This is a genomic window from Cryptosporangium arvum DSM 44712, from assembly GCF_000585375.1.
Classification (GTDB): domain Bacteria; phylum Actinomycetota; class Actinomycetes; order Mycobacteriales; family Cryptosporangiaceae; genus Cryptosporangium; species Cryptosporangium arvum.
Window position 1 is genome coordinate 380,841 of the sequence record NZ_KK073874.1, and the last position, 20,359, is coordinate 401,199.

The 20,359-nt window shown below is 69.7% G+C and carries 17 protein-coding genes and 1 pseudogene; 7 read left to right on the forward strand and 11 right to left on the reverse strand.

Translation table 11 applies throughout. The features are described from left to right. Positions 1-8: 8 nt before the first annotated feature. Positions 9-1,103, reverse strand: a complete 1,095-nt coding sequence (locus tag CRYAR_RS01775; RefSeq protein ID WP_035847902.1) for a sensor histidine kinase — start codon at positions 1,101-1,103, stop codon at positions 9-11. After that, complete coding sequence (locus CRYAR_RS01780; protein WP_035847903.1) at positions 1,100-1,756, reverse strand: response regulator transcription factor; 657 nt, start codon at positions 1,754-1,756, stop codon at positions 1,100-1,102. Before CRYAR_RS01780 ends, CRYAR_RS01775 begins: the two co-directional genes overlap by 4 nt. A gap of 134 nt (positions 1,757-1,890) precedes the next feature. On the opposite strand from CRYAR_RS01780, the gene CRYAR_RS42520 reads away from it, so the two are divergent. Further along, positions 1,891-2,484 (forward strand): hypothetical protein, encoded by a 594-nt coding sequence (locus CRYAR_RS42520; RefSeq protein WP_051569603.1) that lies wholly within the window; start codon positions 1,891-1,893, stop codon positions 2,482-2,484. A 19-nt stretch (positions 2,485-2,503) separates the two neighbouring features. On the opposite strand, the gene CRYAR_RS44870 is transcribed toward CRYAR_RS42520, so the two are convergent. From CRYAR_RS44870 to CRYAR_RS01805, 3 genes are all read right to left on the reverse strand, one after another. Next, positions 2,504-3,375 (reverse strand): IS5 family transposase gene (locus CRYAR_RS44870; protein ID WP_169744990.1). Its coding sequence is split into 2 segments (ribosomal slippage): positions 2,504-2,986 and positions 2,989-3,375, totalling 870 coding nucleotides; the frame shifts between segments, so codons are not numbered across the junction. Between the two features lie 88 nt (positions 3,376-3,463). Next, positions 3,464-4,699 (reverse strand): acyl-CoA dehydrogenase family protein, encoded by a 1,236-nt coding sequence (locus CRYAR_RS01800; protein ID WP_035847905.1) that lies wholly within the window; start codon positions 4,697-4,699, stop codon positions 3,464-3,466. 64 nt (positions 4,700-4,763) lie between these two features. Continuing rightward, the gene (locus CRYAR_RS01805) at positions 4,764-5,588 is read right to left on the reverse strand and encodes a TetR-type transcription factor C-terminal domain-containing protein (protein ID WP_035847909.1); all 825 of its coding nucleotides are present in this window, start codon (positions 5,586-5,588) and stop codon (positions 4,764-4,766) included. A gap of 88 nt (positions 5,589-5,676) precedes the next feature. Between CRYAR_RS01805 and CRYAR_RS01810 the strand changes: the two genes are divergently transcribed. Continuing rightward, on the forward strand, positions 5,677-6,693 hold the full coding sequence (locus CRYAR_RS01810) for a phosphotransferase family protein (RefSeq protein WP_035847911.1): 1,017 nt from the start codon (positions 5,677-5,679) through the stop codon (positions 6,691-6,693). Here CRYAR_RS01810 and CRYAR_RS01815 read toward each other — a convergent pair. Next, on the reverse strand, positions 6,683-8,380 hold the full coding sequence (locus CRYAR_RS01815) for a proline--tRNA ligase (protein ID WP_035860077.1): 1,698 nt from the start codon (positions 8,378-8,380) through the stop codon (positions 6,683-6,685). The genes CRYAR_RS01810 and CRYAR_RS01815 overlap by 11 nt on opposite strands. A gap of 45 nt (positions 8,381-8,425) precedes the next feature. After that, positions 8,426-9,376 carry a hypothetical protein gene (locus CRYAR_RS01820; protein ID WP_157017250.1) on the reverse strand — a complete coding sequence of 317 codons (951 nt, stop codon included), beginning with the start codon at positions 9,374-9,376 and terminating at the stop codon, positions 8,426-8,428. An 871-nt stretch (positions 9,377-10,247) separates the two neighbouring features. Between CRYAR_RS01820 and CRYAR_RS01825 the strand changes: the two genes are divergently transcribed. The 3 genes from CRYAR_RS01825 (at position 10,248) to mgrA (ending at position 14,308) form a co-directional block, all read left to right on the forward strand. Next, entirely contained in the window at positions 10,248-10,934 is a 687-nt protein-coding gene (locus CRYAR_RS01825) for a hypothetical protein (RefSeq protein ID WP_157017252.1), read from the forward strand. An 870-nt stretch (positions 10,935-11,804) separates the two neighbouring features. After that, entirely contained in the window at positions 11,805-13,283 is a 1,479-nt protein-coding gene (locus CRYAR_RS01830; protein WP_051569605.1) for a purine-cytosine permease family protein, read from the forward strand. After that, positions 13,283-14,308, forward strand: coding sequence for an L-glyceraldehyde 3-phosphate reductase (gene mgrA / locus CRYAR_RS01835; protein WP_035847918.1), 1,026 nt, complete (start codon positions 13,283-13,285; stop codon positions 14,306-14,308). Before CRYAR_RS01830 ends, mgrA begins: the two co-directional genes overlap by 1 nt. Before the next feature lie 45 nt (positions 14,309-14,353). Here mgrA and CRYAR_RS01840 read toward each other — a convergent pair whose 3' ends face one another. Further along, positions 14,354-16,360, reverse strand: a complete 2,007-nt coding sequence (locus CRYAR_RS01840; RefSeq protein WP_035847921.1) for an MMPL family transporter — start codon at positions 16,358-16,360, stop codon at positions 14,354-14,356. 70 nt (positions 16,361-16,430) lie between these two features. Here CRYAR_RS01840 and CRYAR_RS01845 point away from each other — a divergent pair, with 70 nt between their 5' ends. After that, the gene (locus tag CRYAR_RS01845; RefSeq protein WP_245620373.1) at positions 16,431-16,973 is read left to right on the forward strand and encodes a MarR family winged helix-turn-helix transcriptional regulator; all 543 of its coding nucleotides are present in this window, start codon (positions 16,431-16,433) and stop codon (positions 16,971-16,973) included. Here CRYAR_RS01845 and CRYAR_RS42525 read toward each other — a convergent pair. Then, the gene (locus CRYAR_RS42525) at positions 16,905-17,561 is read right to left on the reverse strand and encodes a DUF4352 domain-containing protein (RefSeq protein WP_084699930.1); all 657 of its coding nucleotides are present in this window, start codon (positions 17,559-17,561) and stop codon (positions 16,905-16,907) included. The genes CRYAR_RS01845 and CRYAR_RS42525 overlap by 69 nt on opposite strands. 919 nt (positions 17,562-18,480) lie before the next feature. Here CRYAR_RS42525 and CRYAR_RS51185 point away from each other — a divergent pair. Beyond that, on the forward strand, positions 18,481-19,005 hold the full coding sequence (locus CRYAR_RS51185; protein ID WP_425389385.1) for a hypothetical protein: 525 nt from the start codon (positions 18,481-18,483) through the stop codon (positions 19,003-19,005). On the opposite strand, the pseudogene CRYAR_RS51190 reads toward CRYAR_RS51185, so the two are convergent. Beyond that, a pseudogene (locus CRYAR_RS51190) lies at positions 18,983-19,678 on the reverse strand (PrsW family glutamic-type intramembrane protease); the annotation flags it as partial. The gene CRYAR_RS51185 and the pseudogene CRYAR_RS51190 sit on opposite strands and share 23 nt — an antisense overlap. Positions 19,679-19,731: 53 nt before the next feature. After that, on the reverse strand, positions 19,732-20,289 hold the full coding sequence (locus tag CRYAR_RS01860) for a hypothetical protein (protein WP_035847926.1): 558 nt from the start codon (positions 20,287-20,289) through the stop codon (positions 19,732-19,734). Positions 20,290-20,359: the final 70 nt, after the last annotated feature.

A 20,359-nucleotide genomic window follows, 5' to 3' on the forward strand; every position in this document is an offset into this window, starting at 1 on the left:
TGACCAGGTTAAGCAGCTAGCGGCAACTGCACGGTGACGACGAGCCCACCCGATTGCCCCGGCGACGCCGTGACGCGGCCTCCATGAGCGCGCACCACCGCGTGCACGATCGACAGTCCGAGGCCGGCGCCGGAGCCGGTGCGGTCCGCCAGCCGTCGGAACGGCTGGAACAGGCCGGGCACCTCGTACCGCGGCACGGCCGGCCCGGTGTTGCGCACCTCCAGGAACGCCGCCCCCGACGCCACACCGGTGCACACCTCTACCGTTCCGCCGTCCGGGAGGTTGTAGCGCAGCCCGTTTTCGACCAGGTTCTGCACCAGGCGCTCCAGCAGCACCGGGTTGCCGTTGGTGGGGGCTTCGGCCAGCTTCGGCACGACCGTTACCGGTCCGGGCGGCAACGAGTCGACGAGGTGGTCGGCCAGATCCGCCAGGTCGACGTGGAACCGCTCACCGATGTCGCGCTCGGACCGCGCCAGCAGCAGCAGTCCGTCGACGAGGCGCTCGTGCCGTTCGTTCACGGCCAGCAGAGTTTCGGCGAGGGTCCGCACCTCGGGCGTCGGTTCGCGGCGGTACAAGGCCACCTCCAGCAACGCCCGGTTGACGGTCAGCGGCGTCCGCAATTCGTGGGACGCGTTCGCGATGAACTTTCGCTCGCCGTCGAAAGCGTGATCGAGGCGCTCCAACATGGCATCGAACGTGTCGGCGAGCTCCTTGACCTCGTCCTGCGGGCCGTCCATTTCGATCCGTTCGTGCAGGCTGTTCGGTGCGTCCGCTATTCGCCGCGCGGTTTCGGTGACGCGATGCAGCGGCTGCAGCATGCGTCCGGCGATCAGCCAGCCCAGAACGGTGGCGGCCAGACCGACGATGCCGAGCGCGATCCCGCCCTGAGTGAGCAGTACGGAGAGTGCGTCGTCCGCGGTTTCTTTGACCAGTTCGATTGCCGGGCCCTCACCAGTGGGGCTGGCGGCGCGTACCGCCTCACCGCCCGCCGGAAGACGTTGCGCGACCAGCACGTACGTCACGCACAGCAGCAGGGTGCCCGACAGCATGAACAGCCCGCCATAGACCAGCGAGAGCCGCAGCCGGATCGTCAGCCGGTTCATGGGATGCGGTACCCGACACCAGCCTCGGTGAGCACCACCGGCGGCTCGCCGAGCTTGCGACGGAGCTTCAGAATCGTGAGCCGCACCGCGTTCGTGAACGGGTCCGCGTTCTCGTCCCAGGCCTTCTCCAGCAGCTGTTCGGCCGAGACCGGCGTGCCGTCGGCTCGTAGCAACTCGGTCAGCACCGCGAACTCCTTCCGGGACAGCGGCACGTACCGGCCGTCCCGGAACACCTCGCGGCGGTGCGGATCGAGCCGGATGCCTGCTCGCTGCAGCACCGCCGGCGCGGCCGGACGCGCGCGTCGCCCGAGGGCGATGACTCGCGCGGCGAGCTCGCGGAAAGCGAACGGTTTCGGTAGGTAGTCGTCCGCGCCGAGGGCGAGGCCGGTGACCCGGTCGTCGATCTCCGCGGCCGCGGTCAACATCAATATTCGGACGTCGGGGTGCTGCGCCGCGACCACGCGGCAGACGTCGTCACCGTGGACTTTCGGCAGGTCACGATCGAGGACGACGACGTCGTAGTCGTTGACGCCGACGCGCTCCAGTGCGGTGGCGCCATCGAGCGCGATGTCGACCGCGTGCGCCTCACCGCGTAACCACACCGCGACGGCGTCGGCCAGCAGCGATTCATCCTCGGCCACCAGGATCCGCATCTCCCCATAGTGACCTCCCGGCGCATTTCCTCGCCGTTTCCAATTGTGGAAACGACCAGGAAGCACGCTGATCGCTCCAATTCGACCTGCGGACGCCGCACGACGTCCGCAGGCCGATTCCAGAAGGAGAGAAGATGCGGCTCAAACTCGGGGTGTTTGTCGGTGCGATGACGGTGCTGGTGCTGGCCGGCGGTGGGAGCGCGGCGATGGCGTCCGACGGCGGGGGCCAGACGCACCCGACCTCGCCGTCGATCGAAATCGCGAGCGAAAGGCCGACCTCGTCGGTGGACGTGGAGAAGTTCACGAAGTGCATGCGAGCTAACGGCATTCCGGACTTCGAGGCGCCGACGGTGACTCCGCCGAGCGGCGACGAGCCGGGGAGGATCGAGTCGGTGCTCCCGAAGGACGTCGATCCGGAGGTGGCTCGGAAGGCCACTGAGAAGTGCGCTCCGGGTAGCCTGCCGACCAAGGGCCGGATTTCGGCGGCCGAGGTGACGAAGCTCAAGCGGTACGCGAAGTGCCTGCGTGAGAACGGGGTCGAGCATTTTCCGACGCCCAGCGCTGACGGATCGTTGCGGCTGAGTAAGGACGAGGTCGACCCGGAGAGCGACGAGTTCGAGGCCGCCGAGGAGGCCTGCAAGAAGTACGCGCCGGCTCGTGGGGCGAAGGAGCGTCACCGTTCGAGCGACCGTGGGCCGATTCTCTACTCGCGCGCCGGGGCCGCCTAGGGCCTGTTTGAAAAGCTGGTCACCGTAGCCATTCGTTGATCGCGGCGATGTGCAGCGTCGTGAGAAAGCGGACGGCGAGTTTGTCGTAGCGAGTCGCGACCGCCCGGTAGCGCTTGAGGCGGTTGATCCCGCACTCGACCGCGTGGCGCTGCTTGTAGGTCTCGGCGTTGAACGTCGGTGGGCGGCCGCCGGCGCTGCCGCGACGTCGGCGGTGGGCCAACCGGTCGGCTGGTTCGGGGATGGTGGCGCGGATTCCGCGTCGGCGCAGGTAGACGCGGTTGGCGCGGGATCCGTAGGCCTTATCGGCTAGGACCCGCGCCGGCCGTGTCCTGGGCCTGCCGACTCGACCGGGGACACCGATCGCGTCGATCACCGGCTGGAACTGCGGCGCGTCTCCGGCCTGCCCGGCGGTGACCAGCAGCGACAGCGGACGCTGTCCGCCCTCGGCCGCGAGATGGATCTTGGTGCTCAACCCGCCGCGTGACCGTCCCAGACCATGGTCGTTGGGCTCTGCGGTGCACCCTCCCGGCGGTTGTTTCTGATCGACCCCCTTTTACGGGCGCCCGCGGCGTGCTGGTGAGCCCGGACCACGGTGGAGTCGACGGACACGTCCCAGGTGATCAGCCCCCGGGCCTGGGCGCGGGACTGCAGATCGGACACGATGCGCGCCCAGGTCCCGTCCCGCTGCCAGTCCCGGAACAGCGCATACGCGGTCTCCCACGGCCCATACCGTTCGGGCAGGTCCCGCCACGGCGCCCCGGTCCTCACCCGCCACCGGATCCCATCAATGACCTGCCGCCGCGAACGCGGCGGCCGACCACCCGGCTTAGCCGACGGCAACACCGCCGACAAGACTTCCCACTCCGCATTCGTCAGATCACCACGAGCCACGCATCACCCAACGAACGAAGCGCTTTTCAAACACGCCCTAGGAGGCCTCGAGTTGGTCTCCACACGCGTCGTGGAGACCAACTCGGCGTCAGAAGTTCCAGGCCGGTGGCAGCACCGGTTCGGTGCGGAGCTCGGCCTTCGCGATCGACCGCAGGTGCACCTCGTCGGGCCCGTCGAACAGGCGCATCGCCCGGTGCCACGCGTACATCCAGGCCAGCGGCGTGGTTTCGCTGACGCCGGCGCCCCCGTGCACCTGGATCGCGCGGTCGATCACGTTTGTCGCGGCACGGGGCACAGCTACCTTGGCCAGCGATACCAGGTTTCGCGCGGCCTTGTTGCCTTCGGCGTCGATCGTCGCGCAGGCCAGATGACAGATCACCCGGGCCTGCTCGATCTCCAGCCGGGACTCGGCGATCTGCTGCTGTACGACGCCCTGCTCGGCCAGCGGGCGGCCGAACGCCACCCGCGACTGGGCCCGCGCGACCATCAGGGCCAGCGCCCGCTCGGCCGCGCCCAGCGCACGCATGCAGTGGTGGATACGGCCCGGGCCGAGGCGCGCCTGAGCCGCGGCGAACCCGCCGCCTTCCTCACCGATCACGTTCGTCACCGGCACCCGCACGTCGACGAACTCGACCTCGGGGTGACCGTGCTGATCCCAGTGGCCGAGTACGGAGTGGTCACGCACGATCCGGACGCCGGGCATTTCTCGCGGTACGAGCACCATCGTTTGCTGCCGATGACTCGGCGCGTCCGGGTCGGTCTTGCCCATCAGGATGAAGAACGCACAGCGCGAATCGGCCGCCCCGCTGGTCCACCACTTGCGCCCGTTGATGACGTACTCGTCGCCGTCGCGGACGATGCGCGTGCTGATGTTCGTGGCGTCGCTGCTGGCGACATCGGGCTCGGTCATCGCGAACGCGGACCGGATCTGCCCGGCGAGCAGCGGCTCGAGCCACTGCTTCTTCTGCTCGTCGGTGCCCAGCAGGTGCAGCAACTCCATGTTGCCCGTATCGGGTGCTTGGCAGTTGATCGCTTCCGGCGCGAGGTCGTTGACCCAGCCGGACAGCTCGGCGATCGGCGCGTACTCCAGCTGAGTGAGGCCGGACTCGGCCGGCAGGAAGAGGTTCCAGAGGCCGAGCCTCTTCGCGGTCTCCTTCAGTTCCTCGACGACCGGTGGCACCTCGTGGTCGTCGGGGCCGGCGCCGCGACGCGCCTCGACGTATCGGGCCTCGGCGGGCAGCACGTGGTCACGAAGGAAGTCGACCATGCGTTCGCGCAGTTCCACCGCGCGCTCGGAGGGGGCCGGCAGGGCCGTGGCGGTCATCGTTGGCCTCCTGAACAGACCGATCGCTTGTTAAGCTGAACATAGGCGGGCAGCGCTACGCGCGTCAACGGCTGGCGCGAACGAGATCGAGGGCGAACTCGACGTACTGCGCCGCGACCGTCGCGGGCGGCGTGGGCCCGTTCGGCGACCACCAACTGGGCAGGGCGGTGCACATGGTGACGACGGCCCGGGAGGCCTCGTGTGGCAGCGGCGTCGTGAACAGGCCTCGGCGTACGGCCTCACGAACCTCGGCGTCGACCATCCGCTGCAGGCCGACACGGACTGCGGCGATCCGGCTGCGGTCGGGCTCGTCGATGCTGCGCATCTCGCTGGCGCCGATGAAGCCCAGTTCCCGTCGGTGCGTGTGGAACAGCGCCAGGAATTCGATGAGCAACTTGAACCGTTCGACCGGCCCGTCGCCCTCGGCTCGGGCCGCTTCGGCGCGGGTGATCAGCTCGTCCATCGTGCGGTCCATCAGCGCGACCAGCAGGTGCTGCTTGGTGGGCCAATGGTGGTAGAGGCCCGGCACCGACAGATCGGCCCGCTGTGCGATGTCGCGGATCGTGGCGCCGTGATAGCCCAGCTCGACGAACGCGCTGAGCGCGCCGCGGAGCGGTGCGGGCAGATCGAGCGGCGGGAAATCGCGCCAGGTGTGATGCGGCGATGCGGGTGGCCGGTGGGCCGTCACGAGGATCTCGACGTCGGTGCCGAACAGGCTCGCGGCGGCGCTCACGCGGTCGGTGGTGATGCGTGTGCGGCCGTTCTCCACCGCGCTCCACGTGCCCACGCTGACGCCGAGAGCCTCCGCCGCCGCGCGCAGCGTGATGCCGGCGCTCTGCCGGGCCTCGCGCAGGCGGGCGCCGACGACTTCGCGGTCCGCGGTTTCCACACGGCCTCCTTCGGTCTTGACAGCGTCACGCTACACCCGGCATGTTCATCTGAACAGATCGAACGATCGCTCGTGATCAGGAGATTCTATGGCTGCCGTGCCGGGTGTCGAGGTCTCTTCGCTGGAGGCCTACCTGCGAAAGAGGCTGCCCGGCTTGCTCGCCGGGCCGCTGAGCGTCGAGTTGGTCGCTGGTGGCCGGTCGAACCTCACGTATCTGCTCAGCGACGGGGTCGGGCGCTGGGTGCTGCGTCGGCCGCCGCTCGGGCACGTGCTCGAGACCGCGCACGACATGGGCCGCGAATACCGGCTGCTCAGCGCCTTGCACCCCACCGATGTTCCAGTGCCGGAACCGCTGCTCCTCGGTGATGCCGAGGTGATCGGTGCGCCCTTCTACGTGATGACGTTCGCCGAGGGCGCCGTGCTGCGCACCCGTGACCAGCTCGAAGCGTTCGATCCGGTCCGAGCCGCCGCAGTCGCCGACGGGCTGATCGACGTGCTGGCGCGTCTCCACCGGCTCGATCCGGCGGCGGTCGGGCTCGGTGAGCTCGGTCGTCCGGTCGGCTACCTGGAGCGGCAGCTACGCCGGTGGTCCCGGCAGTTGGAGGCGTCCCGTACCCGGGAGCTGCCGGAGCTCGATCGCTTGCACGAGCGGCTCGCTGCCGAGCTGCCCGAGCACCAGGGCGCCGCCATCGTCCACGGCGACTACCGGCTCGACAACGTGGTGGTCGATGCCGGCACCGGAGCGGTCAACGCGGTGCTCGACTGGGAGATGGCCACGCTTGGCGATCCGCTCACCGATCTGGCGTCGACCGTCATGTGGTGGGACGGCATGCAAGGGCTCGACATCCCGGTCGCGGCGTTGCCCGGTGACGTCCCGGCGTTTCCCAGCGGGGCGCACCTCGTCGAGAGCTATCAGAAGTTGACCGGCGCGGATCTCGGCGACCTGCCCTGGTATCTCGGGTTCGCGCACTACAAGATGGCGGCGATCTTCGAGGGCATCCACTATCGGTCTCTGCAGGGCATGACCGTCGGTGAAGGGTTCGACCTGTTGGGCCCGCTCGTGGCCCCGCTCGCTGAACGGGGCCACGATGCGCTCACTGGTTGACGAGCTCCCGCACGCGTGCGCTCACGGCGTCGAGGGGGACGCTTTCGGTCTCGCGGGTCGCGCGGTGGGTCAGCTCCAGGGCGCCGGCCTTGACGCCCCGCGAACCCACCGTGACCCGGAACGGGATACCGATCAGCTCGACGTCGGCGAACTTCACGCCTGGTCGCTCGGCCCGGTCGTCGAGGATCACGTCCACGCCGGCGGCCTGCAGTTCGGCGTAGAGCCGCTCGGCCGCGGCCACGGTCTCCTCGTCCTTACCGACGACGACCACCGCCACCGCGAACGGAGCGATGCTCACCGGCCAGACGATGCCCGCATCGTCGTGGTGCGTCTCGACCGCGGCGGCCAGCGCGCGCTCCACCCCGATGCCGTAGGAGCCCATGATCGGCGTCACCCGCGTGCCGTCCGCGCCCAGCACGGTCAGGTCCAGCGCCTCGCTGTACTTGTAGCCGAGCTTGAAGATGTGCCCGACCTCGATCGTGCGCAGCACCTCCAGCCCGGTGCCACAGTTCGCGCAGGGTTCGCCGGCCACGACCTCGCGCAGGTCGGCCCAGGACCCGACCGCGATGTCCCGGCTGACGTCGACGCCCCGCAGGTGCACCTCGTCGACGTTGGCGCCGGTGAACATGTTGCGGCGTCCACGCAGCGCCTCGTCGGCGACGATGCGCGGCCCCGAAACCCCAACCGCACCGAGGCTGCCGGGGAGCGCGCCCAGGGCCTCACGAATCTCCTCCGGGTGCGCCGGCCGCACGGATCGCGCGCCCGTGGCGTCCAACAGCTTCTGCTCGACCAGGCCGTGGTCGCCCCGCATCAGCACCAGCGTGAGCTCGTCGTCGAGCAGGTAGACGAGCGTCTTGATCTGCCGGTCGGCCGGCGCGCCGAAACCGTCGGCGAGGTCGGCGATCGTGCGGACGCCGGGCGTCGGGAACTGCTCGGGTGCGTCGGGGCCGGCCTCGTCCGCGGCGGCCTCCACCCGGGATGTCGCCTTCTCCACGTTGGCCGCGTAGCCGCACGACGGGCAGCGGACGATCAGGTCCTCACCGGCCGTCGACGGGCACATGAACTCCACCGACGCGCTCCCGCCCATGCTGCCGCTGGACGCCTGCACGGCCACGGCCGGGATGCCCAGCCGCTCGAAGATCCGCACGTAAGCGGCCTGCTGCGCGTCGAATGCGGTGTCCAACCCGGTGGCGTCCACATCGAAGCTGTACGCGTCTTTCATCGTGAACTCGCGCACCCGGATCAGCCCACTCTTCGGGCGGGGCTCGTCCCGGAACTTGGTCTGGAACTGGTACCACATCTGCGGCAGGTCGCGGTACGAGCGCAGCTCGAGCGCCAGCGTCGTGAAGATCTCTTCGTGGGTCATGCCGAGGGCGATGTCAGCGCCCTTGCGGTCACGCAGCCGGAACATCTCGTCGCCCATGACGTCCCACCGGCCGGTCTTCTGCCAGATCTCGGCCGGGTGCATCGCCGGCAGGGAGAACTCCTGCGCGCCGATCCGGCTCATCTCCTCACGGATGATGTCGACAATCTTCGTGCGGACGCGCACCGCCAACGGCAGCAATGTGTAATGGCCCGCCATCAGCTGGCGGACGTATCCCGCGCGCAGCAGCAGCCGGTGGCTGACCGCATCCGCGTCCGCCGGGTCCTGACGCAACGTCGGCACGTACAACCGTGACCAGCGCACCGGGGTTCTCACCTTCACTCGGGCCTATCCGTGACCACAGGCTATTCAGTTCCGGCCCGCCAGGTCGATTCGGACGCCGTCACCGAGGGCGACGAGGTAGACGGCATCGCCACGGCGCCAGCGTTCGGGCAGCAGCAGGTAGCCGTCCGGTGTTCGCGCCAGCAGACGAAGCCCCTGATAGCGGTACTGATAGGCGGAGTCGGCCGGGGTCTTCGTCGCCTCGGTCCAGGTGGCGCCGGGCAGGACCAGGAGCTTGTCGCTGTAGACGGTCACCGCGGGTCGGCTCGGTAACTCGTCGTAGAACGTGCGCGCGGCTTGGCGTCCAGCCTGGGCGCCGTAGAGCGTGAAGGCCCAGAGCAGTCCGATGGCCGCTAGCACCATGAGGGCGGCGCCCGCCAACGCATCGGTCAGTCGCCCCGGCGTCGGGGTGTGTCGGGCGCCCGCGGCGGCGCCGGCCGCGAGGGTCAGCAGGAGAGGGAGGCCCACGCCGAGTCGGCTGCCCCAGTCCTCATAGCGCACATACAGAACAACTACGGCGGCCGACGTCACGCCGGTGACCGACCAGAGGGCGATGCGCAGTCGACGTCGGTTGATCGTCGCCAGGCGGTCGCCGAGGCCTGTGCGGTACAGCTCGATCGCGGCGACCGCGAGGAGGTTGAGCACGACGATTATCGGGATGGCGGTTGGAGGGCTGCGCAGCACGTAGTCGGCGGAGGAGAGGCCAAGGATGCCGACGTCGACGCCGAAGTAGCGGAAGGTTTCGGCGGCGCGGATCCAGCCGAGGTAGTAGAGCACCGCGGTGATCGCGGCTAGTTCGGCCAGAACGGCCTGTATCACCGACCAGGGTTTGTGCACGGTCGCTGGCGTGGGTTCGGCGGGGTGGCTGGTGGGTGCGGACGCGGTGCGGATGGTGGCATTGGCGGTTGCGGCCGGAGAGGCTGCGCGCTTGTTGCTCGGGGTGGGGCCGGCGGGAGATCGATGTCGGCGACGGCTCATTGGGTCGGGCTCGGTTCGACGGGTGCTGGTTCGGAGGTAGTGGCCGGCGAGGTAGCGGCCGGCGTGGTGGGACTCGGGGATGGTGGGTCAGATGCTGGGACGCCCGGTGGTGGGGACGACGGTGCCGGCTGGCTCGGTGCTGGAGGGCTGGAGAAGGGTGAGTTCGGCTCGGTCGGAGTCGGTGTGGAGGCGCCCGGGTCGGATGGGGTCGGTTCGCCGGGGTCTGATGCGGAGGAGCGCGACTGGATCGGGGACGGCGTTGGTTGGGGTGGGGCAGACGTTGGCCCCTCGAGCGTGGGCGAAGCGCGTTGTGCGTCGGCCGATGGCTCGTCCGGCGGTAGGGGCGGGATCACCGGGTCGGTGCCGAACAGCCAGTCGCCGGGCACGATCGGCTGTGGGAAAGGCGCTGGTGCAGCCTCCGAAAAGGACGGGCGGTCTGCAGGTGACGGAAATACCTGCGGTTCGCTGTCCGGCGTCGGTGACGACAGGGCCGGTGGTGGCGTCGACCGCACGGCGTCGGGTGGCCGCGACTTCCCGCACCCCATTAACGCCGCGCTGACCGCGACGACTATCGCCCACTTGCGAATTCCACCCATTACTCACCCCAGAGGGGAGTATGCCGTCTTTACTATCTTTCGATCATGAATGAGTATTGACGTGAATATCATTCGCGAATTCACGGGCGGACGGTTGTTCGCTGCTCTGCGGCTCGACGGTGAAAAGCCGACGGGACCGACGGGGGCGTGGGTGCTGGAGACGAACCTCTAGGGCTGAGTCCGGACGCGGGTTCGGTCCGGGGAGCTAACGTGTGGCACTTGAGGTCTCAGGGATCACGGGGGTCCCGGCGGACAGTGGAAGAAGGATCAGTCACGTGCGAGCCGTACTTTCGGCGTTATCGCTGCTCGTCATCGGGTTGGGATTCCTGGGATTCGGTGGGTGGAATTACTACGCCGGTACCACCGGGGAGAAAACCACCGCGGTTGTCGACCAGTGCACGAAGAGCTACGGCCGCAAAGGCCGGACACGGACGACCTGCTACGGCACGTGGCAGGAGAACGGCGTGAGCAAGCGTGGCCAGATCGACGGGGTTGGGGACGACGACCAGGGCAAGTCGGTCGAGGTTCGCATCCACGACGGTGAGGCCTACGCCTTCAGTTGGGTGGGCGTGCTGATTCCGGCCGGAGTCGGTGGCTTCATGCTTGTCGCGGCCGTGTTCTGGGCGGCTTCGGCGTTCAAGGGCGGCAAGAACCAGCCGGCGGCTCCGGCCTGGCAGGGGCCGCCGCATCCGCAGGCGGCGCGGCCTCCGCAGCCCGCGTATCCGTATGCAGGGCAGCCGGGGTATCCGCCGCCGGGGTATCCGCCTGCCGGGTACCCGCCGGCTGCCTACCCGGCGCCCGGGTATCCGCAGCAGGCGTACGCACCACCCCCCGGCTACGCGTCGCAGCCCGGTGCTTACCGCCCCGCGCCGCCTCCGGCCGCCGGGTACCCGCCCCCGGGCTATCCGCCCGCCCAGTACCCACCGGCCCAGTACCCGCCCGCCGGCTACCCACCACGCTGACGCCCCGGCGCGCCTAGCCGTCTCCTGCCTGCGCGGTCAGCCGCCTCGCACCTGCGCGGCTTAGCCGTCTCGTGACCGCTCCACGCCGACGCCTGTCTCGCACCTGCGCGCGACTATGCGCGCGACGCCTGCGCGACTATCCGCGCGACGCCTGCGTAGCTTCTCGTGTTGTGAACGCGCGACGCGCGCGGGCCTGCCGTCACGCACGGGGACCTGTGTCACGCCGGGGCGATACAGCTGCCTCGTACCTGTGTGGCCAGCCGCGCCGCTCCTCGCGTCGCGTCCGCGCGGCTACTCGCGTCGCACGCGCGGCGACACCCCGAAGGCTGCCCGCGTTGCGCCTGTGTGGGTACCGGCCTCGCGCCTGTGTGGGTACCGGCCTCGCGCCTGTGTGGGTACCGGCCTCGCGCCTGTGTGGGTACCGGCCTCGCGCCTGTGTGGGTACCGGCCTCGCGCCTGCGTGGGCACCCGGGACCACGACCCGCAACGGGCACTCGTACCAAGCTCGCATGGCTACCTCTGTCGCGCCTGCATGGCCACTGTCGCGCCCGCGCAGCCGACGGTGTCGCGCCCGTCCGCCCTGCTAGCTGCGCAGCTCCATGCATCGCGTCAGCGCGGCCACCTGCGCTACTACGCGCCAAGTTCGCGCGGTTTCCCGCGTTGCGCCCGCGCGGTTTCCGCGTTGCGCCCGCGCGGTTGCCCGTCTCGCGTCGGCACCCCGATCCGTGTCGGGCGGCCTCCTCCGCTACTCACCGTCTCGCCCTCGCTACCCCCAACCCGCCCCCCACGAGCCCGACGGACATCGCTCTGTCCGTGCGACCCCGGCGGTGAGACGATCACCTCCCCACCAGGTGAAGCAAGGGGCAGTCGATGTCCGATGCAGCGTTGAGCGTCGAGGCCAATGGCATCAATCAGATCGCTGAGAATGAGCGGAAAGGGACACCGCGGGACCTGTTCTGGCCGTGGTTCGCGGCGAACGTCTCCGTGCTCGGGGTCGCTTACGGGTCCTACGTGCTCGGGTTCGCGATCTCGTTCTGGCAGGCGGCGCTCGTCGGCGTCCTCGGCATCGTTTTGTCGTTCCTGCTCGTCGGCATCATCTCGATCGCCGGTAAGCGGGGCTCCGCGCCGACGATGACGCTCACGCGGGCGGCGTTCGGGGTTCGCGGAGGGCGGTTGCCGTCCTTCATCTCCTGGCTGCTCACCGTCGGGTGGGAGACGTCGCTCGTCGTCGTCGCGGTGCTGGCCACGGCGACGATCCTCGACCGGCTCGGGGCCGGTGGTGGTACGGCGACGAAGGTCGTCGCGCTCATCGTGATCGTCGCGCTGGTCGCGCTCGGCGGTGCGCTCGGCTTCAACCTGATCATGCGGGCGCAGCGGTGGATCACCTGGATCGCCGGTGCGCTCACCGTCGTCTACCTGGTGTTCGCCGCCGACCACGTCGACTTCGCGACCGTGAGTGGCCTTCCCGGCGGGTCCACCGCCGCGGTGATCGGCGCGCTCGTGTTCACGATGACGGGATTCGGTCTGGGCTGGGTGAACGCGGCCGCCGACTACTCGCGTTACCTGCCGCGGTCGGCGTCGACCCGCGGGGTCGTGCTGTGGACGACGCTCGGATCGTCGCTCCCGCCGGTTATTCTGCTGGTGTTCGGCATTCTGCTGGCCGGCTCGTCGAAGGACCTCAACTCGGCCATCGGCCTCGACCCCGTCGGCGCGCTCACCACGATTCTGCCGACGTGGTTCCTGGTGCCGTTCGCGGTGGTGACGATCCTCGGGCTCGTCTCCGGCGCGATCATGGACGTGTACTCGTCGGGGTTGGCGCTGCTCAACGTGGGGTTGAAGGCACCACGCTGGGTGGCCGTGTGCATCGACTCGACGCTGATGCTCATCGGTGCGATCTACGTGGTGTTCGTCGCCAACGACTTCCTCGGGCCGTTCCAGGGCTTCCTGATCACGCTCGGGGTCCCGATCGCCGCCTGGTGCGGCATCTTCGTGGCCGACATCCTGCTGCGGAAGGCCGACTACGCCGAGGCGGAGCTCTTCACCCCCGGCGGGCGGTACGGCGACGTGCGGTGGACGTCGGTCGGGCTGGTCGTGGTGGGCTCGGCGGTCGGCTGGGGACTGGTCACGAACACGATGGCGTCCTGGCTCGACTGGCAGGGCTACCTGCTCGGGCCGATCGGCGGCAAGGACGGCGACTGGGCGTTCGCGAACCTCGGCGTCATCGTGTCGCTGGCGATCGGGTTCATCGGATACCTGCTGCTGGGACGGGGTGCGGTGCGCGCGCAGGAGCGCATTCCCGCTGTGACAGGCTCGGTAGTGACAAATGCGCAGACCGAAGGTGTGAGTTGATGGTTTACGAGGCTGACGCTGCTCGCTACGAGCAGCAGCCGTATCGCCGGGTGGGCCGGAGCGGGCTGAAGCTGCCGGAGGTCTCGCTCGGACTCTGGCAGAACTTCGGTGACGTCAACCCGCTGTCGACGCAGCGCGCGATCCTTCGCCGGGCGTTCGATCTCGGCGTCACCCATTTCGACCTGGCCAACAACTACGGCCCGCCGTACGGCTCCGCGGAGATCAACTTCGGGCGGATCTTCGCCGAGGACTTCCGTCCGTACCGCGACGAGCTGGTGATCTCGACCAAGGCCGGGTACGACATGTGGCCCGGGCCGTACGGGGAGTGGGGGTCGCGCAAGTACGTGCTCGCGAGCCTCGACCAGTCGCTGGCGCGGATGGGGCTCGACTACGTCGACATCTTCTACTCGCACCGGTTCGACCCGGAGACGCCCCTCGAGGAGACGATGGGCGCGTTGCACACCGCGGTCGTGTCCGGTCGGGCGCTGTACGCGGGTATCTCCAGCTACTCGCCGGAGCGCACCGCGGAGGCCGCGCAGATCCTGCGTGACCTCGGGACGCCGCTGCTGATCCACCAGCCGTCGTACTCGATGTTCAACCGCTGGATCGAGGCCGGGCTGCTCGACACGCTCGGTCAGCTGGGCGTCGGCTGCATCCCGTTCTCGCCGCTGGCGCAGGGGCTGCTCACGGCCCGCTACCTCGACGGCATCCCGGAGGACTCCCGGGTGGCGCGCGAAGGGTCGGCGACGTCGTCGATGCTCACCGACGACGTGCTCTCGCGGATCCGTTCGCTCAACGAGATCGCCGCCGGGCGCGGACAGACGCTGGCCCAGCTGGCGTTGGCCTGGGGCCTCCGTGACCAGCGCATCTCGTCGGTGCTGATCGGCGCGTCGAGCGTCGCGCAGCTCGAAGACAGCCTCGCGGCGACGAAGAACACCACGTTCAGCGACGCCGAGCTGGCCGAGATCGACAAGCACGCCGTGGAGTCCGGCATCGACCTCTGGAAGCGGTCGTCCGAGGGATGAGCTGAGGTCGCCCCCTCCCGGCGCCGGAGGGGGCGACCGCTCATCTCAGCTCCGGGAGAGGGAGCTGGGCCACCAGAACTTCTTGTCCAGCAGCACGACCAGCGCGGGCACCAGCACGGTGCGCACGAGGAGCGTGTCGAGCAGCACGCCCAGACCGACGATCACGCCGATCTCGGTGAGCGTGATCAGCGGCAGCACCCCCAGCACCGCGAACACCGCCGCCAGCAGGATCCCGGCGCTGGTGATCACTCCGCCGGTCACGGCCACCGCGGTGACGATGCCTTCGCGGGTGCCGTGGTGCAGCGCCTCTTCCCGCGCCCGCGTGACGAGGAAGATGTTGTAGTCGACGCCCAGCGCGACCAGGAACAGGAACGCGAGCAACGGCACTCCGGTGTCCAACGCCGGATAGCCGAGCACGTGCGTGAACAGGAACGTGCTCGCTCCCAGCGCGGCGAAGAACGTCGCCACCACGGTGAGCATCAGCAGCAGAGGCGCCACGATCGCCCCGCGCAGGAGCACGATCAACACGATCAGCACCACGCCGAGCACCAGCGGGACGATCACTTCCAGGTCGCGGATCGCGGCCTCGCGGGTGTCGAGTTCGGTGGCGACCGACCCGCCGACGAGAGCTCCGGTGGGATCCAGCCGGTCGCGTAGCGCGCGGATCGCGTCGTAGCTCTCCGCCGTGGCCGGCGCGGCGTCCAGGACGACGTCGACCTCGGCGAGATCCCCGGTCTTCTCGCCCGGCCGCACCGACGCGACACCCGGAGAGTCCTGCGCGAGACGCGTCACCTCGGCCACGCGGTCCGGGGTGGTCATCACCGCGACGGGGTCGGTCGCTCCGGCGGGGTAGTAGCGCGCCAGCGCCTTCAGCCCGTCGACGGACTCGGCCTTCACCCGGAACTGTTCGGACTGGCTGAGGCCGAGCCGGGCGTCGACCAGCCCCGCGGACAGGACGCCGAGCAACACCACCGAGAACGCGATCACCGCCACCGGTCGTCGCGCGACACCGCTCGCGACCCGCGCCCAGGCGCCGGTGCGGGCCTTGTCCTGGTCGCCGACCTTCGGCACGAACGGCCAGAACAGCCCGCGCCCGCACACCACGAGCGCGGCCGGGAGCACGACCAGCCCGAACACGGCGGCGACGAGGATGCCGATCGCGCCGGCGAGACCGATCGCCCGATCGTTCTCCAGGATCGCCAGCGCGAGCGTGAGCAGGCTCAACGTCACCGTGACCGCGCTGGCGACGATCGCCCCGCCGCCGGAGCGCAGGGCCTTCCGCATCGCTTCGCGACGATCCTCGGTGAGGCGCAGCTCCTCGCGGTAGCGGGCGATCAGCAGCAGCGCGTAGTCGGTGCCGGCGCCGAACACCAGCACGTCGACGATGCCGGTGGTGGACGGGTCGATGTTCAGACCGGTCGCGCGCGACATCAGCGCGATCACCGACCCGGCGACGACGTCGGCCGTACCGACCACCGCGAGCGGGACGAGCCAGAGGATCGGGCTGCGATAGGTGATGAGAAGCAGCAACGCGACGACACCGGCGGTGACGGCGAGCAGCTTGAAGTTCGCGCCGCTGAACGACGACGCGATGTCGGCTCGGAAGCCGGCACCGCCGGTGACCTGCGCGGTGAGCCCGTCGGGCAGGTCCGCTTTCGCCTTCTCACGCAGATCGGTGACGCGGTCGATGACCACGTCGTTCTCGAGGTCGGCCGCGAACGGCACCGCGAGCAGCGCGGCGGTGCGGTCGGGCGAGTAGATCGGGGGAGATCCCCGGAAGGCCTTGGCGTCCGCCTCGATCGTGGTGGTGTCCGCCTGGGTCAGGGGCGCGCCGTCCCGGGCGTACAGGATCAGCGCCGGGTTGGTCTCCCCGCTCGGCAGCTGTTTCTGCAGCTCGGCGACCTTCGAAGAGTCGGCGGACGACGGGAGGGCAGCGGTCGGCTCGTTGCTGTTCTCCGCAGTGCCGCCGAACGCGATCACCAGACCCGACAGCAGCACTGCCAACAGGAGCACCAGCCAGGCGGATCGGCGGCCGGTCACTATCTCGGGCATCGCTCTTCTCTCGATCGTGAAGTCTCTCGACCATCGAGAGTTTTCTGGATGCCGCGCTAGTCTGCAACTCGTGGACAGGCGGGAGCGCACCCGAGAGTTGGGGCGGGAACTACGGCGGTACTTCGTGGAAGCCCGGCTCGTCACCCATGCGTTCGCCGAGCTGCACGGTCTGCACGCCACCGACCTGCACGCGCTGATCGAGATCATGGACGCGGAAGGGCGGGGCGAACCGACCACGCCCGGCCGGTTGGGCGAGGCGCTGGGGCTCTCGTCCGGCGCGACGACGGCAGTGGTCGATCGTCTGGAGCGGCTCGGTCACATTCGGCGGGAACGGCCCGCCGGCGACCGGCGGCGCGTGCACCTGCACTACGACGAAGGCGGCAGGGAGCTCGCGCTCGAGTTCTTCGGGCCGCTGCACGAGCGGATCTACCGGGTCGTCGGCGAGTTCACCGAGGAGGAGGTGGCGGTCGCGCACCGGTTCCTCACCGCGGTGACCGACGCTGCCGCGGACCATCGACGCGCGGTACGCGACAACTCGGACCGGTCAGGTCAGGCTGACGGCGACGCTGCCGGCCGCGGCGGCCGACCGCAGGCGGACGGAGTCCAGGCGTGAGCCCTTGGGCATGTCGAACGCGATTTTTCCGCTGACGCGAGCGCCTGGGCCGATCGGTGTCAAGAACGTGCGTTCGGCGCCGTTCGCGTAGCGGGTCGCTTTCGCGCTGCCCAGGTAGCGCCCGCCCGCGGTGGTGTAGGCGATCTGGTCCGACGCGGTGAACACCATCGCGCTGCGACCCAGGTTGCGGACGTCGAGCGTGACCACGCAGAAGTGCCCCCGGGTGGGCTGGCCGGCCTCACCGGCGTCTTCGCCCACCTCGGGGACGCCGCACCGCTGCTCGGTGACGCGGTACTCGAGTGCACCGTGCCGGATCCGGGTGCCGAGTTGGGGGACCCCGCTGCCGAGGGTCTCGACGACGTGGTCGTTCGGGGGCGACTGGCTGGGGGGTGCGGCCACGAGGGTGGGTTCGGCGGAGGTGGCGGTCGGCTTCGGGTCGTTGGCCGGGCCACCGTCGGCGATCCAGAGCCCGACGCCACACACCCCGAACAGGACCACGCCGCAGACACCTAGGGCGAGCGCAACGAGGTTGTTGCGGCGCTCCTGGGGCGGGGTCCAGTCGAAGGTGGGTGGATCAGGCTTTTCCATGAAATTAACGGTATGCGATCGAGGTTAGAGGGGCTTATGTGACTCCAGTGAAATCGATCGCGTCAACCCGGCTGGGTCACAGTTGCGGACGCTCAGTCGGTTTCGGAAGTGGGTCGGGCCTGGTTCGGCTCGGTCGTCGCGGCCCTGGAAGCGGGTCGAGGGGCGTTGCTCTTCTTCGCGCGTGGCGCCGCGGGGCCGGGCTTTCTGGCCCCGTTCGGCTTCTTGGTGCCGCTCGGCTTGTCCGCGGTGCGAGGCGCGGTCGAGCGCGGCGCCTTCGCGGTTCGTGGCGCGTCCGAGAGCGGTTTGTCCGCAGTGCGTGGCGCGGTCGGGTGTGGTTTCTCCGCGGTGCGTGGCGCGTCCGAGAGTGGTTTGCTCGCGGTGCGTGGCGCGGTCGGGAGCGGTTCGTCCGGGGTTCGGGGTGTTGTGCGGGGCGCGGTGGAGCGTGGCTTCTTCGGGGTTGGTGGCGCCGTCGAGCGTGGCTCTTGGGCGTTCACCGCCGGGTGCTCTGCGGCCGGGATGTCGGTGGAACCGGCTGGGAGAGTCTGCTCCCACTCTCCCTCCGCCAACCCGGTGAGCGGCGCCTGAAGCGGTTCGGTGTTCACCTCTGTTACCGGAGTGACGGCTGGGAGGGCCGCATCTGTCGACTCGACAGCGCCGAGCGTCTCGTTGGCAACGGTGTGGGTGGGTTCGGGAGCCACTTCGGCGTCCACCAGCGTCTCGACGGCGGAGTGGGCGTCCGTGAGCGTCAACTCGGCGACAACCGCACCGCCGGCAGTCCTCAGCGGCGCCTCGACAACAGCGTGCTCGGACGCCACGGCGGCGGCCATCCCCGACGTCGCCCCGCCTGCCACGGTGCCGGCCGCGACGGTGCCGCCTGCGACGGTGCCGCCTGCGACGGTGCCGCCTGCGACGGTGCCGCCTGCGACGGTGCCGCCTGCGACGGTGCCGCCTGCGACGGTGCCGCCTGCGACGGTGCCGCCTGCGACGGTGCCGGCCGGCGCGCCAACGGCTTCCCGGCCCTCCACCGGCGCCGCAGCACCCCCAGCCCTGGGCGCCACCCCGGCGCCACCCGGCTCTGCCCCGCCCGCGCCATCAGCCTTCACCTCGGCCCGATGCGCCACTCCAGCACCGCCGGACCGCACCCCAGCACCACCCGGCATCCCACGGCCAGACTTCGCCCCAGCACCACCCGACCCCACTCCAGCGCCATCCGGCCGAGCCCCGGAACCGTCCGGCCGCGTCCCGGCACCGCCTGGATGTGCTCCGGCACCGCCTGGATGTGACCCGGCACTGCCTGGTTTCGCCGGGGCGCTACCAGGCTTTCCCCCGGCCCCAACCCGTGCCGAAGAAACCCCAGACCGAGAAAGAACCCTCGTCGACACCCCTCGGCGCGCCACCGTGCGCACGACCACCCATCCCAGCAACACACCACTCAGAACCGTGAGCAACAGACGCCCCGGTACGCCGTGCACACCTTCCCAAAGCGCGTGCAGCGCCACGACCCCCGTGATCGCCAGCACCAGACGGCGCAGCGACCGCCCGTTCCAGTGCTCCTGCGCCGCGAGCCACAGCGCCAACGCCGTGATCGCACCCCACGCCAACTGTGCGGCCGGTGCCAACAGCCCCCGCACCAGCACGTCGTGCGCAGCCGGCCCCACCACGCTCGGCAGGGTCACCAGATACCCGACGGTCTGCGCGACCGCGAACCCCCCGCCGGCCGCGGCGCCCACCAGCAGACCGTCGGAAGCCCGCCGTGTCGGCAGCGCGAACAGTGCGGCCAGCGGCACGAGCAGCGTCACCGACTCCTCGACCAGCGACACCGCCACCGTCGCGACCGGACCCAGGTCGGCCAGCGCGTAGTACCCGAGCAGCCCGCTCATCACCGACCCGAGCGCGGCGGCGATCGCCATCGAGGCGACCACCACCCACGTCGGCACGGTGAAATGCAGGCCGCGGCACGCCGCGTAGAACGCCATCGGTGCGGTCATGGCCCCGATCACCAGCACGGGGGTGACCAGGCCCGGTTCGTCCGACGTCGACAGGATGCGTTCTCCCACGACAAAAGCGACCGTGCCGATCGTGAGGATCGCCAACCATAGGTCTCGACGCCATTGCATGGCTCAAATACTGACAAAAATGCTGGAACTTCGCCTTCCCTGACGTGCGAGTGTCACCGACTCTGAATGCGTTCCGGCAAATGAGCGCCGAGGTCGGTGCCTGCCAACAGCTCGAGGGTCAGATTGGCCTGCGAGCCGGAATACCAACCCAGGATCCAGTCCGCGTAGAGCCGGCCGGCCGAGTAGTACGGCTTCAATCCGAAGTCGGTCGGCACCAGGCGGACGTCCGGTGCCTGCCCGGTCGTGATCCGTACCGAGTCCTCGTCGCAGACCGGAACGCGGCGCGGCATGCTCTCGCCCGGCGTCCAGGTGACTTCCGCGGTGGCCGGTCCGTGCATCGGGTTGAACAGGCAGGGCGGTCGGCCGGTCGGCGCGATCAACCGGCCTGCTTCGGCCATCGCCTCGGTGGCCCGGAACAGGTGCCGACCTCCGGCGAAGCCGGCCGAACCGAACGCCTCGACGTTCTGCGCGGCCCGTAACAACACGGTGTTCATCGGTCCCGTGCCTGCGTGTACCCGTAACCGTTCGAGGTCGGCGCGTAGCACGCTGTTGACCCGCAGCAGTTCGTTGCGGCCGGCCTCGACGTCGGTCTTCAGGGCGGCGTCGGCCACGCCGACGATGGTGTTGTCAACAAAGGATCTGCCACCGAAAATGCTCTTCCACCAAGCCACCACGCGCCCC

Excerpts from the sequence above, each read along its gene's own strand:
- CRYAR_RS01775 (WP_035847902.1), bottom strand. The coding sequence starts at position 1,103 with ATGAACCGGCTGACGATCCGGCTGCGGCTCTCGCTGGTCTATGGCGGG.
- CRYAR_RS01780 (WP_035847903.1), bottom strand. The coding sequence starts at position 1,756 with ATGCGGATCCTGGTGGCCGAGGATGAATCGCTGCTGGCCGACGCCGTC.
- CRYAR_RS42520 (WP_051569603.1), top strand. The coding sequence starts at position 1,891 with ATGCGGCTCAAACTCGGGGTGTTTGTCGGTGCGATGACGGTGCTGGTG.
- CRYAR_RS01800 (WP_035847905.1), bottom strand. The coding sequence starts at position 4,699 with ATGACCGCCACGGCCCTGCCGGCCCCCTCCGAGCGCGCGGTGGAACTG.
- CRYAR_RS01810 (WP_035847911.1), top strand. The coding sequence starts at position 5,677 with ATGGCTGCCGTGCCGGGTGTCGAGGTCTCTTCGCTGGAGGCCTACCTG.
- CRYAR_RS01820 (WP_157017250.1), bottom strand. The coding sequence starts at position 9,376 with ATGAGCCGTCGCCGACATCGATCTCCCGCCGGCCCCACCCCGAGCAAC.
- CRYAR_RS01830 (WP_051569605.1), top strand. The coding sequence starts at position 11,805 with ATGTCCGATGCAGCGTTGAGCGTCGAGGCCAATGGCATCAATCAGATC.
- mgrA (WP_035847918.1), top strand. The coding sequence starts at position 13,283 with ATGGTTTACGAGGCTGACGCTGCTCGCTACGAGCAGCAGCCGTATCGC.
- CRYAR_RS01840 (WP_035847921.1), bottom strand. The coding sequence starts at position 16,360 with ATGCCCGAGATAGTGACCGGCCGCCGATCCGCCTGGCTGGTGCTCCTG.
- CRYAR_RS42525 (WP_084699930.1), bottom strand. The coding sequence starts at position 17,561 with ATGGAAAAGCCTGATCCACCCACCTTCGACTGGACCCCGCCCCAGGAG.